The sequence below is a fragment of the Mycobacterium sp. NGS64 genome (genome assembly GCF_059812245.1).
The window spans coordinates 553,955-570,052 of record NZ_JCALCI010000001.1 but is presented as its reverse complement, the minus strand read 5'-3'; the positions used below and the strand labels follow the sequence as shown (position 1 = coordinate 570,052).

12 protein-coding genes and 1 tRNA gene are annotated in these 16,098 nt (G+C 68.8%); 6 read left to right on the top strand and 7 right to left on the bottom strand.

The window, feature by feature from the left end; translation table 11 throughout:
• The first annotated feature begins 66 nt into the window (after positions 1-66).
• Complete coding sequence (locus tag AC5Y4S_RS02805) at positions 67-657, top strand: TetR/AcrR family transcriptional regulator (protein ID WP_500029531.1); 591 nt, start codon at positions 67-69, stop codon at positions 655-657.
• Positions 658-1,463: 806 nt separating this feature from the next.
• On the opposite strand, the gene AC5Y4S_RS02800 is transcribed toward AC5Y4S_RS02805, so the two are convergent.
• On the bottom strand, positions 1,464-4,277 hold the full coding sequence (locus AC5Y4S_RS02800; protein WP_500029530.1) for a PE family protein: 2,814 nt from the start codon (positions 4,275-4,277) through the stop codon (positions 1,464-1,466).
• Positions 4,278-4,489: 212 nt separating this feature from the next.
• Here AC5Y4S_RS02800 and AC5Y4S_RS02795 point away from each other — a divergent pair, with 212 nt between their 5' ends.
• On the top strand, positions 4,490-4,762 hold the full coding sequence (locus AC5Y4S_RS02795; RefSeq protein ID WP_500029529.1) for a hypothetical protein: 273 nt from the start codon (positions 4,490-4,492) through the stop codon (positions 4,760-4,762).
• A gap of 181 nt (positions 4,763-4,943) precedes the next feature.
• On the opposite strand, the gene AC5Y4S_RS02790 is transcribed toward AC5Y4S_RS02795, so the two are convergent.
• The 5 genes from AC5Y4S_RS02790 to AC5Y4S_RS02770 form a co-directional block, all read right to left on the bottom strand.
• Positions 4,944-5,017, bottom strand: a tRNA-Met gene (locus AC5Y4S_RS02790).
• 65 nt (positions 5,018-5,082) lie between these two features.
• The gene (locus AC5Y4S_RS02785) at positions 5,083-5,694 is read right to left on the bottom strand and encodes a DsbA family oxidoreductase (protein WP_500029528.1); all 612 of its coding nucleotides are present in this window, start codon (positions 5,692-5,694) and stop codon (positions 5,083-5,085) included.
• Positions 5,687-6,832, bottom strand: a complete 1,146-nt coding sequence (locus tag AC5Y4S_RS02780; RefSeq protein WP_500029527.1) for a glycerate kinase — start codon at positions 6,830-6,832, stop codon at positions 5,687-5,689. Before AC5Y4S_RS02780 ends, AC5Y4S_RS02785 begins: the two co-directional genes overlap by 8 nt.
• Positions 6,832-8,520: an L-lactate permease gene (locus tag AC5Y4S_RS02775; protein ID WP_500029526.1), complete on the bottom strand. Its 1,689-nt coding sequence runs from the start codon at positions 8,518-8,520 to the stop codon at positions 6,832-6,834. The genes AC5Y4S_RS02780 and AC5Y4S_RS02775 overlap by 1 nt, the downstream gene beginning before the upstream one ends.
• Positions 8,521-9,891 carry an FAD-binding oxidoreductase gene (locus AC5Y4S_RS02770; protein WP_500029525.1) on the bottom strand — a complete coding sequence of 457 codons (1,371 nt, stop codon included), beginning with the start codon at positions 9,889-9,891 and terminating at the stop codon, positions 8,521-8,523.
• Between the two features lie 249 nt (positions 9,892-10,140).
• On the opposite strand from AC5Y4S_RS02770, the gene AC5Y4S_RS02765 reads away from it, so the two are divergent.
• From AC5Y4S_RS02765 to AC5Y4S_RS02750, 4 genes are all read left to right on the top strand, one after another.
• A complete protein-coding gene (locus tag AC5Y4S_RS02765; RefSeq protein WP_500029524.1) occupies positions 10,141-11,001 on the top strand; it encodes a hydroxypyruvate isomerase family protein in 861 nt (286 codons plus the stop codon).
• Positions 10,998-11,882 (top strand): 2-hydroxy-3-oxopropionate reductase, encoded by an 885-nt coding sequence (locus AC5Y4S_RS02760; RefSeq protein ID WP_500029523.1) that lies wholly within the window; start codon positions 10,998-11,000, stop codon positions 11,880-11,882. Before AC5Y4S_RS02765 ends, AC5Y4S_RS02760 begins: the two co-directional genes overlap by 4 nt.
• A gap of 4 nt (positions 11,883-11,886) precedes the next feature.
• Positions 11,887-13,653 carry a glyoxylate carboligase gene (gene gcl, locus AC5Y4S_RS02755; RefSeq protein ID WP_500029522.1) on the top strand — a complete coding sequence of 589 codons (1,767 nt, stop codon included), beginning with the start codon at positions 11,887-11,889 and terminating at the stop codon, positions 13,651-13,653.
• A 90-nt stretch (positions 13,654-13,743) separates the two neighbouring features.
• A complete protein-coding gene (locus AC5Y4S_RS02750; RefSeq protein ID WP_500029521.1) occupies positions 13,744-14,514 on the top strand; it encodes an IclR family transcriptional regulator in 771 nt (256 codons plus the stop codon).
• A gap of 120 nt (positions 14,515-14,634) precedes the next feature.
• Here AC5Y4S_RS02750 and AC5Y4S_RS02745 read toward each other — a convergent pair whose 3' ends face one another.
• Positions 14,635-16,032 (bottom strand): FAD-dependent oxidoreductase, encoded by a 1,398-nt coding sequence (locus AC5Y4S_RS02745; RefSeq protein WP_500029520.1) that lies wholly within the window; start codon positions 16,030-16,032, stop codon positions 14,635-14,637.
• Positions 16,033-16,098 lie beyond the last annotated feature (66 nt).

Here is a 16,098-nt window from a genome sequence, read left to right as displayed (position 1 = left end):
CGCTAACCCCTCTTGGCGGGCGCGTCAATAGCGTTGCTAGTTTTTCTAGCTATGATATCTTTGGGCATGCCCATCGAGGATCGTCGTGAGCGCGACCGGACCGCCCGCCGCCGGCTGATCGTCGGAACCGCGCGCAGGCTGGCCGAGGCCGAGGGCTGGGAAGCCGTCACGACCCGGCGGCTGTCCACCGAGATCGAGTACAGCCAGCCGGTGTTGTACAAGCACTTCGCCGGCATGGAACAGATCGCCGATGCCGTCGCCCTCGACGGGTTCGCCGAGCTCGCCGAGGCGGTCCGGGCCGCCCACTCCGACGCCGGCGCGGCCAGCGACACCTTGACCCGGGTCGCCCGCGCCTACCTGGATTTCGCGCGCGATAACCCGGCGGTGTACGACGCGATGTTCACCCGCGCGACCACGCTGCGCTTCGCCGCCCAGAACACCCCGCCCCAGCTGATCGCGGCCTTCGAAGCGTTGCGTCAGGCGGTCGGTAGGGTCGCCGGCGACCAGGACGCCGACACGCTCACCGAGGTTTTCTGGGCCGCCCTGCACGGGCTGGTCACCCTCGGCCGGACCGGACGACTGCGCCCCGAGTACGACTCGGAGCGTTTGCAGCTGCTCGTCGACGAGTTCGCCCGCAGACGAGAAACGACGGCATGAAAAATGGCTCCCGGCAAGCCATCCCGGAGCGGGCTGCCGGCGTGACAGTCAGCCACGCTGCCCTAGCAGATCGACCTGCCCGTCGCACTGTTTAGCAAAAGGAAACCTATGGCGAGCCCAGGGAATCCGTTTATTGTGGAACGGTCGAGGTCGCCGCGCGAAGGAGCCACCGACGGTCAACAGAGGTAAGACCCCGCCGACCGACCCGCTCACACCTGGCGAACGCCGTGCGATGCGGATAGCGGTCGTCGTTTTCGTCGGGGCTATTGCCGCCGGCTCGACAGCATGGGTTTTGACCGACCACTCATCGGACCCGTACGACCGATCGGGTGATGGCTGCGTGAATGTCACGTTCGCGAGTTCGATGGGCGGGGCACTCCAGCACGCATGTGGTGCGGCCGCGCGTGACTGGTGTCGCGCCGTCTACGCGCAACATGACGCCCACGCGGAAGCGGTTCAGGCTCAATGTCGCGTCGCGGGGATTCTGCCGTAGGGCCGTGCCGGCTCGTGACCAGCGAGCCCGCCCCACACGGAAAAAACCCCGAACCTAACGTAGGTTCGGAGCTATTCCGATGTCCTGCGACATCACACCCCAGCCGCTCAGCGACTGGTAGCCCGGGCCTCCCGCGACCCACACTGCCAGTGCGAAACCGGTTGTGCCGCCTTGTGTTTCAGCATCGAGTGCGTGACGGTTCGTGCACGTCAGCGGGCCGTTTTCGTACTCATACGTTCAGTGTGTGTTTGCGGGTGATCCGAAGTCGCCGGACGCAGTTAGGACACGCCGAACGGATGTTCGTGGGGTGAGGTTAGCCGGACTGGCCAGGCTGGCCTGTGGTGCCGTTGCCGGCGGGGCCGGTGCCGCCGTCACCGCCGGGGCCGCCGTGTCCGCCGGTGCCGATCAGACCGGGGCCGCCGCCGTCTGCGCCGTCTCCGCCGTCTCCGCCGTGACCGGTCGGGGAGTTGCCGCCGGCCCCGCCGGTACCGCCGTCACCGCCGTTGCCGAGTCCGATCGCCTGGCCGCCGGCGCCGGCCGCCCCGCCGGCCCCGCCGGTATCCCCGGTACCGGGTTGACTGCCGGTCACGGCGCCGGAGTCGCCGCCGGCACCGCCAGCGCCGCCATGACCGCCGCTGATGCCGATCTCGTTGATCCCGCCGCCACCGCCGGAGCCTCCGGCCCCGCCGATATCGCCCGTGGAGATGGTGCTGTTGGTGACGGCCCCGCCGGCCCCACCGACCCCACCGGCACCGCCGATCCCGCCGTTGCCGAGCACGAGTACCGCGCCGCCGGCTCCGCCGATCCCGCCGGCCCCGCCGACATCGCCGAAGCCGACGTTGCTGTCGGTGACGGCCCCACCGACCCCACCGGTGCCGCCGTTACCGCCGGTGCCGCCGTTACCGACATCCGAGGCGAGGCCGGCGGCGCCGCCGGTGCCCCCGGCCCCGCCGATGTCGCCGGTGATGACGGTGCTGGATCCGCTCACGGCCCCCCCTGCCCCGCCGACACCACCGGCCCCGCCGTTGCCGCCGTTACCGATTAACACGGCTAGGTCGCCGTTGCCTCCGGTCCCACCGGCCCCACCGACATCGCCCTTGGTCACGATGCTGGATCCGCTCACAGCCCCACCAGCTCCGCCGGCCCCACCGGCCCCACCGGCGCCGCCGTTACCGACATACCCGCTAAGGTTGCCGTTGCCGCCTGCCCCGCCGGCCCCGCCATCGTCGCCGACGGTGACGGCGCTGGATCCGCTCACGGCCCCACCAGCTCCGCCGGCCCCGCCGGCCCCACCGGCCCCCCCGTCACCGATCTGCCCTGCATAGGCGCCGTTGCCGCCGGCACCACCGGCCCCACCGTCGTCGCCGACGGTGACGGTGCTATCGATGACGGCCCCACCAGCTCCGCCGGCCCCGCCGGTGCCGCCGTCAGCGCGATTACCAGCAACGATGCTCCCGCCAGCGCCGCCAGCCCCGCCGTTGTCGCCGGAGTGAACGGTGCTGCCCGTGACGGTCCCGCCGGCCCCGCCGGCCCCGCCATTACCCCCGTGAATAACCACGGTGCCGTTGGTACCGCCGGAGCCGGTGCCTCCGGCCCCGCCGGCCCCGCCGTCGTCGCCGGTGGTGACGGTGCTGGACGCGCTCACGGCCCCGCCTGCCCCGCCGTTACCGCCGGCGCCACCGTTACCGCCGTTACCGAATAACCCGGCATTGTCGCCGGCGCCGCCGGCACCACCGGCCCCGCCGAAGTCACCCGTGCTGACGGAGGAACCGCCGGTGACCACCCCGGCGTCGCCGCCGCTACCGCCAGCACCACCGCTCCCGCCGGCACCGACAAACCCGCCAAGGCCACCGCCCCCGCCGGCGCCGCCGTTGCCGCCGGTGTCGCCGGCCTGCACGACGCTATTCGTGACGGCGCCCCCGGCACCACCCTTACCGCCGGCGCCGCCGTAACCTCCGTCGCCGAAATTCCCGGTGTAGTTGCCGGCGCCGCCGTTGCCGCCGGCTCCACCGGTGTCGCCGGAGTACACGGTGCTGTCGGTGACGCTGCCGGCGGCGCCACCGGCCCCGCCGGCACCGCCATTACCAGCCTGGCCGCCGAAACCCGGGCCGCCGACGCCGCCGGTCCCGCCCGCCCCGCCGACGTCGCCGGAGTAGACGATGCTGGATCCGCTCACGGCCCCACCCGGCCCGCCGGCACCGCCGGCACCGCCGGCACCGGCGTTACCCAGCAGGCCGCCCGCCCAGCCGCCAGCCCCACCGGCACCGCCCGCCCCGCCAAAGTCGCCCGATAAGACAGTGCTGCCGCTGACCGCCGCGCCGCCGCCGCCAGCCCCACCGTTACCGCCGCCCCCGCCATCGCCGACAACACGCCCGGCGTTACCACCGGCCCCGCCAGCCCCGCCGGGCCCGCCGTTACCGCCGGCGACGGTCGCGTCACCGCCAGCCCCGCCACTGCCGCCCGCACCCCCGTTGCCCAGAAAGCCCGCGGACCCGCCGGCCCCGCCAGCCCCGCCAGCCCCGCTGCCGGTGGCGGCGCCACCAACCCCACCCATGCCACCGTTGCCGTAAAGCAAACCGGCGGCACCGCCGCGACCACCGGCACCGCCGCCAGTGCCCGCACCGCCGGCACCACCACTCCCGATCAGCCCGCCGGCCCCGCCGGTGCCGCCCTGTCCAGCCGCGTCGGTCGCGCCGGCCCCGCCGTTACCGAACAGAATCCCGCCGGCACCCCCATTGGCTTGCGCCAACGTGCCGCCCCCGACCCCGTCAGCGCCGTTGCCGACCAGGGGTCGTCCCAGGAGCGCTTGGGTGGGCGCATTGACGGTGTTGAGCAGATCCCGACTGATGCTGGCCTCGGCAACTGCGTACTGCCCGGCACCGGCTTTCAGTAGCGCCACGAACTGGCCGTGAAAAGCCGTCGCCTGAGCGCTGAGTGCCTGATAGGCCTGCGCGTGTGAGCCGAACAGTTCGGCGACAGCCGCCGATACCTCGTCGGCCGCCGCCGCGGCCACGCCTGTCGTGGGCGGCGCCGCGGCCGCGGTGGCCGCTCTGATTGTCGAACCGATGTTCGCCAAATCTGTTGTGGCTGCGGCTATTACGTCAGGCGCCGCGATCACATACGACATTGCGTACCTCCGACCGGCACTTCACGACCCGGCGGTCGCCTGGCGCGGTCGTCGAGCCCTGTCGAAAACGCTCAACAGCTTAGCGTAATCACGGCAGCACAAACGGAGTTTTCTTTAATGCGGACAGATGGCCCGGAACAGCAAACTCTAAGCGTTGTGCTTCAAGGGCTTTCATGCGCACACTCCGCACGCGGCCCGCGATCGCGGCCGGCTTGAGCGACCCGTTCGACACCGCCCATCGCCGCGTCAACGGCCCCATCGTCCTGACCGAATTCCGCAAAGTCATTGCCATCCACGGCATTCCGGCCTCAACGCTGACCGACAACGGCATGGTCTTCACCACCCGGCTCTCCGGCGGCAAAGGTGGGCGCAACGGGCTAGAAAGCGAACTGCACCGCCTCGGCGTAAGCGCCACGCCACCAGCCTCGCCGCACGCCTCCACCACATCGGCGTCGGACGAACCTACACCGGCACCCGCGTCCTAGTCCTCATCCAGGACCTACACATCAGAATCATCCACGCCGCCGGCCAACTCCTGCGCGAGCTAACCCTCGACCCCACAAAGGACTACCAACCCACCGGCGCCCCCAAAGGCCCCACACGGAAAAAAGGCCTGAACCTAGCGCAGGTTCAGACCTATTCCGATGTCCCGAGACATGACATTAGTAGCGGGGACAGGATTCGAACCTGCGACCTCTGGGTTATGAGCCCAGCGAGCTACCGAGCTGCTCCACCCCGCGTCGGTAAATGACAGGTTACCGAACGTCCGTCGCGCCGGCCAAATCGCGGGCTGACCAGGCCATTCTCAGCGATGCACGCGGACGGGCAGGTTGCCGCAATGCACGAAGTCGCGCACCGGCTGCAGGCCGATCATCAAACGCCCGCCCACCAGCCAGGCCGGCGTGCCGTCGACGCCGCGGTGCCGCGCGACCCACTCGGCCTGCCCGACGGCGGCCACCGCGCTGCCGTCGGCCAGGGCGGCGCGCAAACGGCCGACGTCGACGCCCGCCGCCAAGGCGTGCCGGTCGATGACGGCCTGGTCGTCGATGTCCTCCCCGAAAACGAACTGCGCGTCGAACAGCAGGCGGTGCAGCTCGGCGAAGGCGCCGGGCTGGTTGAGCCGCGCCCATTCGGCGGCCGCCAAAGCCCTGCGGCTGTGCGGTATCCGCGAGGGCCAGCGCAACGGCATCCGCACCGCCCGGGCCTGCCGCTCGATGGTCGCGTACCTCGGCCCGTGGCCGTGCCGCATCGGCAGCCCGCCGGGCGGCATGCCGGGGTGCGCCTGGAATGGCAGCAGGACGACGTCGAATCCGGCCTCGCGGAGGATGGCGGTGCGGTGCTGCCCGACGTAGGAGAACGGGCACGCGAAGTCGTACCAGTGCAACACCGTGCGTTCGTCGTAGTAGGGCTCAGTCATGGTTTCCTCCCTGGCGCGGCGTGCATTCCCGGATGAGCGCTTCGGTGGCCAGGCTGAGCAAGCTTGCGGCGTGCGTGGCGCAACGCCGCAGATCCGGCTCGAACTCGTTGAGGGTGCGGACGGCGGCGAACCCCGCCGCGCGAGCCTGGGCACTGGTCAGGGTCGAAACCCCCGCGATGGCGAACGTCGGCACGCCGTGCCGGTGGGCGCACCGGGATACCCCGACGGGCGCCTTGCCGCGCAGCGACTGGACGTCCAGGGACCCCTCCCCCGTCACTACCACCTTGGCGCCCAACAGGTTTCGCTCCAACTCGATGAGCTCGAGGATCATGTCGATGCCGGGCCGCATGCGCGCGCCCAGCACCGACAGCGCCGCAAAACCGACGCCGCCCGCGGCGCCGGCGCCGGGCCGATTGCGGCAGTCGGTGCCGGTCGCGCGGTCGACGAGGTCGGCCCAGCGGGAAAGACCGCGCTCGAGCGCCGCAATCTGGTCGCCGTGGGCGCCCTTCTGGGGTCCGTAGACGATCGCCGTGCCGTGCGGTCCGCAGAGCGGGCTGTCCACATCGGCGGCCAGCGTGAAGGCGCTTTCGCCGATGGCCGGATGCAACCCGCTCAGGTCGAGCCGATCGGCCTGTGCCAGGCCGCGGCCGCCGGGCGGAATCGGATTGCCTTGGTGGTCAAGGATTTCCGCGCCCAGCCCGACCAGCATGCCGGCGCCGCCGTCGGTGCTGGCGCTGCCCCCGACGGTGATGACGATGTCGCGGCAGCCTTCGTCCAGCGCGAGGGCGATCACGCTGCCCAACCCGTAGGTGGTGGCCGTCATCGGCGCGGGCGACCCTGACGGGAGCCGCTGCAGGCCGCAGACGTCGGCCATCTCGATGACCGCCCGCGTGCCGGTGCGGGCGTAGGCGGTGTGCAGCCCGGCGCCGGTTGGTCCCGTGACGTAGGCGTGCATGCGCCGGTATCCGGCGGCCAGCACGGCGTCGAGGGTGCCCTCGCCGCCGTCGGCGACGGGGCAGGTGATGGTGGTCGCCTGCGGATCGGCTCGCCACACGCCCTGCGCCATCGCCCGCGCGGCTTCCTCCGCGCGCAACGATCCCTTGAATTTGTCGGGCGCCAGGACGATGTGGCCGCCCATCAAACGACCATCCAGCCGAGCCACGAGGTGCTCTGCAGGTACACCAGCACACACATCAGCGCCAGCAACAGCAGGCTCCACTTGAACACCTTGCGGAACAGGTCCCCCTCTTTGCCCTTCATCTGCACCGCGGCGGTCGCGATGACCAGGCTCTGCGGCGAGAGCATCTTCCCGATCACGCCGCCCGACGAGTTGGCCGCCGCCAGCAGGGTCGGGCTCAGCCCGGCCGCGTGTGCGGCGCTGACCTGCAGCACCCCGAAGAGCGAGTTGGAGGAGGTGTCCGATCCGGTGACGGTGACCCCGAGCCAGCCGATGATCGGGGCGACGATCCCGAGCAGGCCGCCGGCGCCGGCGATCCACAGGCCCAGCGTGGTGGTCTCGCCGGACAGGTTCAACAGGTACGCGAGCGCCAGCACCAGCCCGACGGTGATTGCGGCGCTGCGCAATTGGATCGCCGCCTGCGCATACGCCCGCACCGCCTGGCCCACCGAAGTCCGTAGCACGAGCATGGTGAGCAGTCCGCTGACGAAAAGCAAAGTGCCGGCGGCGGAAAGGAAGTCGAGCTTGTAGGTGGTCAGCGGGGAGGCCTTGTGCGCGGCGTTGGCGACGTGCAGGCCGGGCCAGGCGATGCTGGTGCCGCCGTGCTTGAGCAGGGCGGTGAACGGCTTCCACATCGACAGCGAGAAGATCGCGGTGACCATGACGTACGGCGCGTAGGCCAGCAGGACGTCCTTGCGGGAGTCGACCACCTCGTCACGCACCCCGCTGGTCGCGGGCGCGGTCAGCACCGCGCCTTCCAAGCGGCCCAACGCCGCTGTTGTGCCTTCCGTTTCGTGTGTTACCGCCACCTCTTCGGGCGCGCCGGTGAGTGGGGCCTTCGGACGCCACACCCGGAGCAACAACACGATGGAGCCGGCGCTGATGATCGATCCGGCGATGTCGGTGAGCTCCACGGAAAAGAAGTTGGAGCAAAGGAATTGGACGATCGCGTAGACGCCGCCGCCCATCGCGGCCGCCGGCCACGCGTGTTTGAGGCCGTTGCGGCCGTCGACCATGAAGATCAGGATGAACGGCACGATGCAGGCCAGGATCGGTGTTTGCCGACCGACCATGGCGCCGAGCGTGTCCAGCGGCAGACCGGTGACTCCCGACAGCGCGACGATCGGGATTCCCAAGGAGGCGAACGCCACCGGCGCGGTGTTGGCCACCAGCGCAACCGAGGCGGCCTTCAGCGGCGAGAAGCGCAGCGCGACCAGCATCAGCGACGTGATGGCGACCGGGGTGCCGAAGCCGGCCAGGCCCTCGATCAGCGCGCCGAAGCAGAACGCGACGATGACGGCCTGGATCCGGTGGTCCGGGGAGATCGACGCCATGGACCTGCACAGCACGTCGCGATGGCCGGTCTGGACGGTCAGGTTGTAGATCCAGATCGCGTTGAGCACCAACCACATAATGGGAAACATGCCGTAGGCGAACCCGAGCACGGCCGAGTCGGCGACCTGCGCCGCGGGCATGTGATAGACCCCCCACGCGATCAGGGCCGCGGTGCCGACGCCGACGGCCGCGGCGATGGGCGCGCGCATCCGAAGGCCGCCGAGCAGGACGAACATGATGACCAATGGCAGCGCGGCGACGGCGGCGCTCCAGCCGAGGGAATGCGCGACGGGGGTGAAGTCGGGTTGAAACATCTAGAGCACCGCCCCGGGGTTGAGGATGTTCTGCGGGTCGAGGGCCCGCTTGATGCGGCGGGTCAGTTCCATCACGTCGGGGCCCACCTGATCCGGCAGCCAGGCCTTTTTGAGCCGCCCCACCCCGTGCTCGCCGGTGATGGTGCCGCCGAGTTCGAGTGCGAGGTGCATGATTTCGCCGAACGCGAGGTGCGCGCGCCGCGACTGGTCGGGGTCGCTCGCGTCGTGCACGATCAGCGGGTGGGTGTTGCCGTCGCCGGCGTGCGCGATGACCGCGCAGACGATGTCGCGCTCCTTGGCGATGGCCTCGATGCCCTCGACCAGCGCGGGTAGCGCCGGCAGTGGCACGCCGACGTCCTCGAGCAGCAGGTCGCCGAGGCGCTCGACGGCCGGGATGGCGAACCGCCGCGCGGCGGTGAACGCCTCGCCCTCGTCGGGGTTGTCGGTGGCGAAGACGTCCGTCGCATTGGCATGCGTGAAAACCTGGGCGATGAAGGACATTTCGCTCTCGCGGTCGCCGGGTGAGTCGGACTGGGCGATGAGCATCGCGCGGGCGCCGAGATCCAGGCCCATCCTGAAATGGCTTTCGACCGCGGCGATCGTGGTGTGGTCCATGAACTCGAGCATCGCGGGCCGCATGACGCGGGTGATGTTGCAGACCGCTTCCGCGGCGTCGCGTACCGACGAGAACGAGGCCACCACGGTGCTGGCCGGCGGCTGCGGGGGCAGCAGTCGCAGGGTCAACTCGGTGATGACGCCGAGCGTGCCCTCGCTTCCCACGAACAGCTTGGTCAACGACAGGCCGGCCGAATCCTTGAGGCGCGGCCCGCCGAGTCGCACCACGGTCCCGTCGGCGAGGACCACTTCGAGTCCGAGAATGTAATCGGTTGTGACGCCGTACTTCACACAGCACAGGCCGCCCGCGTTGGTCGCGGCGTTGCCGCCGATGGAACAGAATTCGAAGGACGACGGGTCCGGGGGATACCACAACCCGTACTCCGCCACCGCCCGTTTGACCTCGGCGTTCATGAGCCCCGGCTGCACCACCGCGGTGCGCGTCACCGGGTCGACCTCGATGGAGCGCATCAGCTCGGTGGTCAGCACGATGCCCCCGTCGAGCGCCGTGGCGCCGCCCGACAAACCGGAGCCGGCGCCGCGCGGCACCACCGGGACGCCGGCCGCGGTGGCCCAGCGCATCACCGCCACAACGTCCTCGGTGCCCTTGGCCCGCACCACCGCCAACGGGCGCCCGGCGTCCGGATCTTTGGCCCGGTCTTGTCGATAACTCTCGATCACGTCCGGGTCGGTGAGCACAGCCACGTTCGGGATGCTGGTGAGCAGGTCACCGCCGCGTTCGTCCAGTGCCGTCATTGGCGAGTTCCATTTCGTATGTCGGAATTGTTATTTCGTGAATGCCACCGTGGCATGGCTCACGTTTGACTGTCAAAGGAAACGCGGGTTGTCAGTAGGCCCCTGTCTCCAACTGCACCGTGGTTGACCGGCCCTCACGGGAAAACCGGCTCTTTACCGGTTGACAACGGGCCCGAGGGAGGCCTTCACTGATTTCGACATTCGGTTTATCAATTTCGTATTGCGAAATCACTATCGGAGGGAAGTCCCGTGTCGCCAGCGACCTACACGGTGAACTGTTCGATCCTGTTCACCGATCTGCCCCTGCTCAAGCGGCCGGAGGCCGCACGGCGGGCGGGCTTCGATGCGGTGGAATTCTGGTGGCCGTTCGCCGAGGCCGCACCGCCGGACGGCGACGTCGAACCGTTCGTCCGCGCCATCCGCGAGGCCGGGGTTCAGCTGAGCGGGCTGAACTTCGCGGCCGGTGACATGCCCGCCGGCGACCGGGGCATCCTGTCCGACCCCGCGTCGGTGACCGCGTTCCGGGACAGCGTGGACGTCGCCGTCGACATCGCGAAGACGCTTGGCACGCGAGCCTTCAACGCGCTGTATGGAAACCGCGTCGAGGGCTTTTCGGCGGCGGTCCAAGACGACATCGCGGCCGAGAATCTCGCGTACGCGGCTCAGGCCGCCCAACGCATCGGCGCGACGGTGCTGATCGAGCCGGTCAGCGGCGCGCCCCGCTACCCCCTCAGGACCCTGGCGGACGCGGTCCGGGTCGTCGAGCGCGTGCGGAGCCGCTCGCGGTACGAAAACCTGCGCGTGCTAGCCGATCTCTACCACCTCTACGTCAACGGCGACGATCTGGCCGCCGCGCTGCATGCGCATGCCGACCGGGTCGGCCACGTCCAGATCGCGGACGCGCCCGGTCGCGGCGAACCGGGGACCGGCGAGATCGCGCTCGACAAATACGTCGGAATACTGCTCGATCGCGGGTATGACGGGTACATCGGCCTGGAATACAAGCCCAGTCGGTCCGACACCTTCGACTGGCTGCCGACGGCCGAGCGGTGCCGCGGCGGCCTCAACATCGAATCCCTTGCGGCACATGCGGGAACGAGGAACCAATGAGCACCATCGCTTTCATCGGGTTGGGCATCATGGGCAGCCCCATGGCATGCCACCTGGCCCGGGCCGGCCACACGGTCATCGGCTATAACCGTTCGCCGGGGCGCACCGGCGCGCTGGTCGAAGCCGGCGGGGCCGCGGCGGAGTCGATCGGAGAGGCGGTCAAAGACGCCGACGTGGTGGCCGTCATGGTCCCCGACTCCCCCGACGTGCAGGACGTGTTGTCCTCGGAGGGCGGCGTTTTCGCACACGCCCAGCCCGAAACCCTGGTGATCGACTTCTCCTCGATCCGGCCCGACGTCAGCAAGGAGCTGGCTGAGGAGGCAAGGCGACGGGGCCTACGCATGATCGACGCCCCGGTATCCGGCGGTGAGGCCGGCGCCAAGAACGCGTCGCTGTCGATCATGGTCGGCGCCACCGATCGCGACTTCGCCGACGCCAAGCCAATCCTGGAAGTCGTCGGCAAGACGATCGTCCACGTCGGCCCCAACGGGGCGGGCCAGACCGTCAAGGCCGCCAACCAACTGATCGTCGCGGGAAACATCGAACTCCTCGCCGAGGCGATCACGTTTCTGCGGGCCTACGGGGTCGATCTGGAAGCGGCGGTCAAGGTGCTGGGCGGCGGCCTGGCCGGCTCGGCGGTGCTGGACCAGAAGGCCGCAAAGATGTTGGCCCGCAACTTCGATCCGGGCTTCCGGATCGAACTGCACCACAAGGACATGGGCATCGTGACCAGCGCGGCCCGCGAGGCCGACGTCGTCATCCCACTGGGGGCGGTCGTCGCGCAGCTGATGGCGTCCGCGCTCGCCAACGGCGACGGGGGCCTCGATCACTCGGGCCTGCTGCTGGGCGTCGAGCGTTTGTCGGGGCGCGGGGAAAGCTAGCCCGATGACCCGGATGCGCACGGTCGACGCGGCCGTCAGGATTCTCGAGATCGAGGGCGCCACACAGGCGTTCGGCCTGCCCGGCGCGGCGATCAACCCGTTCTATTCGGCGATGCACGCCCACGGCGGGATCAAGCACGTGCTGGCCCGGCACGTCGAGGCCGCCAGCCACATGGCCGAGGGGTACACCCGCGCCGCGCCCGGCAACATCGGCGTCTGCGTCGGCACCTCCGGCCCGGCGGGAACCGACATGATCACCGGGTTGTATTCGGCCAGCGCGGATTCCATCCCGATCCTGGCGATCACCGGGCAGGCGCCGGTAAGCAAGCTGCACAAGGAGGACTTCCAGGCCGTCGACATCGCGGCGATCGCGGCACCGGTGACCAAGATGGCCATGACGGTGCTGGAGCCCGGGCAGGTGCCCGGCGCGTTCGCCCAGGCGTTTCACCTGATGCGATCGGGCCGGCCCGGGCCGGTGCTGATCGACTTGCCCATCGACGTACAGCTCGCCGAGATCGACTTCGACCCAACGACTTACGCCCCGCTGCCCGTCTACAAACCCTGCGCCGGCCCCGCGCAGATCAACAAGGCGCTCGACATGTTGCAGACGGCGCGACGCCCGCTCATCGTCGCGGGCGGGGGCATCATCAACGCCGACGCCTGCGACCTGCTCGTCGAACTGGCCGAGGTGCTCAACGTCCCCGTGGTGCCCACGCTGATGGGCTGGGGCGCGATCCCCGACGACCATCCGCTGGCCGCCGGCATGGTCGGGCTGCAGACCGCGCATCGCTACGGAAACGCCAGCATGCTCGACTCCGATTTCGTGCTCGGGATTGGAAACCGCTGGGCCAACCGCCACACCGGCGGGCTGGAGACCTACCGGCGCGGCCGCCGCTTCGTACACATCGACATCGAGCCCACCCAGATCGGGCGCGTGTTTCCGCCCGACCTCGGCATCGTCTCCGACGCCAAGGCGGCACTCGAACTACTGGTTGCGCTCGCGACGGCGCGGGCCGCCGCGGGCACGATGCCGGACTGGAGCGGCTGGGTCGGTGACTGCCAGCGCCGCAAGAAGACCATGCACCGCAAGACCCACTTCGACGACGTCCCTATCAAGCCGCAGCGCGTGTACGAGGAGATGAACCGCGCCTTCGGCCGCGACGTCCGCTACGTCACGGCGATCGGGCTCTCACAGATCGCCGGCGGCCAATTCCTCAACGTGTTCAAGCCCCGGCACTGGATCAACTGTGGGCAGGCCGGGCCGCTCGGCTGGACCGTGCCCGCCGCGCTGGGCGTGGTCACCGCCGACCCGACCGCCACGGTCGTCGGTTTGTCCGGCGACTACGATTTCCAATTCCTGATCGAGGAACTCGCCGTCGGCGCGCAATTCAACCTGCCGTACGTCCACGTGGTCGTGAACAACTCCTACCTCGGGCTCATCCGTCAGGCCCAGCTGAACTTCGACATGGACTACTGCGTCTCGCTGGCCTTCGACAACATCAACGCCCAGGAGGACGGCGACACCGACCTGCCCAAGGGGTACGGCGTCGACCACCGCAGCGTCGTGGAAGGGCTGGGCTGCAAGGCCATTCAGGTCACCGAGCCGTCCGGCATCGGCCCGGCTCTGGCCCGGGCGCAACAGCTCGCGCGCGAACACAAGGTCCCCGTCGTCGTCGAGGTCTTCCTGGAACGGGTCACCAACATCGCGATGGGCACCGAGATCGACAACGTCACCGAACACAACGAGCTCGCGACGCTGCCCGCCGACTGACCGACGCGCTGCTTGCTGTCGACGTCAATTCCGTGATACGAAAAAGCGCAGGCGGGATGACGGGCCCTCGGGGCTGGATCGGAAGCGGTGATGGCTCGCGAAGCTGTACGTACGGGCGGCGTTCAGTCGGTGGAGCGGGCGTTCGAGCTGCTCGAGATCCTGGCGACCATGGGTGGGTCGGCCGCGCTCGGCGACCTCGCGGCGCGTTCGGACCTGCCGGCGCCGACGATCCACCGGCTCGCGCGCACCCTGGTGGGCATGGGTTACCTGCGGCAGTTACCCAACCGGCATTATTCGTTGGGGCCCAAGCTGATTCGGCTCGGCGAGAGCGCGGCACAGCTCGTCGGCACGTGGTCGCGGCCGCATCTGCTGGAGTTGGTGGAGCGCACCGGTGAGACGGCGAACATGGCGCTCATGGACAACGACATGGCCGTCTACGTCGCGCAGGTGCCCTCACCGCACTCGATGCGGATGTTCACCGAGGTGGGCCGGCGCGTCTACCCGCACTGCACCGGCGTCGGCAAGGCGCTGCTGATGCAGCTGCCCAACGACGCGGTGCGCGCCCTGGTGGCGCGGACCGGGATGCCCGCCTCGACCGAGAACTCCCATACGACCCCGAAGGAGCTGCTGCGGGACATCGAGCTGTGCCGTTCGCGCGGCTACGCCGTCGACGAGGGCGAGCAGGAAGTCGGCGTGCGGTGCTTCGCCGTGCCGGTGCCCGACGCGCCGTCGTTGACCGCAATCTCGATCTCGGGCCCCGCGGCCCGGGTCACGCTGAAATCCGCCACGGAGATCACTCCCCTGCTGAAGCGGGTCGCCCGCGACATCGCCTCGGAGTTCGACAAGGAGGCCGCCGGGTAGGCGGGCTCAAAGCCCGCTTTGGGCGCCGGCCGGGGTGTACCGGACCGGGAATCTCCGGGGACCGGTGATGAAGGTCGACGTGGGCCATTCAATCGGCCCATCCATGAAAGCTTGACGCATTCAATCGCCGCACCGTTGCGGCTGGTCGATGTGTTCAACCTGCTGATGGATTCGCCGTCGAGTCAGGATCGCCTTCACGATCCGGCGAACTATGTGCGGCCGGAAAAGCACTGAAGTTCCATCCAACATCCAAACCACCCGCAGAAATTGCTGGGCTACCACCGGATCGGTCTCGGTGGCGGTCAGAAGCCGGTCCATGTATAGGTTAATGACGCGAACGGACAGCGGGCGTCGGCCGGGGACCTGCGGGAGTGCCAAATCAGAGTTGACCGCCGTCCGCCAGGCCACCTGAATCTTCTTCGCCGACTTCCGGTAGAAGCGCCGAGGCAGATCGGAGTCTCCCTTGCGTAGACACTCACGCAACGCCTCGGCTTCGAGTGCCGCGACGGTGATTCCCTGGCCGTAGATCGGGTTGAACGAACAGATTGCGTCGCCGAAAACCACCAGCCCGTCCGGTGTGCGAGCGAGCTTGTCGTAGCGCCGCCACCGGTTTGACGGAAACCGATACTGTGCAACATCGGCGAGCGGTTCGGCCGATTGGAGGGCTGCCATGATGTGGCGTGGGGTCAATGGGGCTATGAAGTTGAGCAATTCGGCACGGTCAGCCGGAGGGTCTTCACCACCGATCGTGCCGCCGAGCACCAGATACGTGTCATTCTCGCACGCAAACATCACGTGCATTGTCGGACGCGACGGAATGGGAAAGTTCCCCACCACGAGTTCACGTACCATGCCACGTGGAATGTGCACTGGCAAAGTGGCATAGGCGATATGCACCTCGACCTCGTCGACTCGAGGCCGGCGGTATCCGAGTTCTTCCAGGAATACAGGCGTTCGGGAGCCTCGCCCGGTCGCGTCCACAACGAGATCTGCCTCAATCACCGTTTCGTCGCTGCTTCCATGCTTGTGCACGCGAGCACCGGTGACACGAGCATGATTGGGGTCGGCGGTGATTCCGACGAAATCGCGTTCCTCGAGGATTTCTACATTCGGAATTTTGAGAACCGCATGGCGCACTGCGAATTCCAGTAGCGGTCTGCTCAGGTGGTAGTCGGTCACCAAGGTGGCGTCCGGAATTGTCGAGCGCACCATCAGGTGACCCGCGAACGTTGTCCAGAATCTCGAAAGGTCGCCGTCGTTCCACCTCAGCGCGCCATCGTCCACCAGCTCATCGAATATTCCGGGAAACAGGTCGCCAGTTATTTCGACCGCCTTGCCAAGTAGCGCGTGCGGATGTCTGCCCTGCGGCACACCACGTCGATCTACCGGATCGTCGGGTAGGCGGTCGCGTTCCACTACGGTGACGGTCCGGTAGAAATCGGCCAGAACCCGTGCTGCGAACAGGCCGCCCATACTTGCCCCCAGGACGACGGCCTTGTTCCGATCCTCGTGTTGCATCAACTTCTCCTAACCATGCCATCGGGCGGCGACGCCCAGGATACCCGCGGCTAACCGTGTTGCATC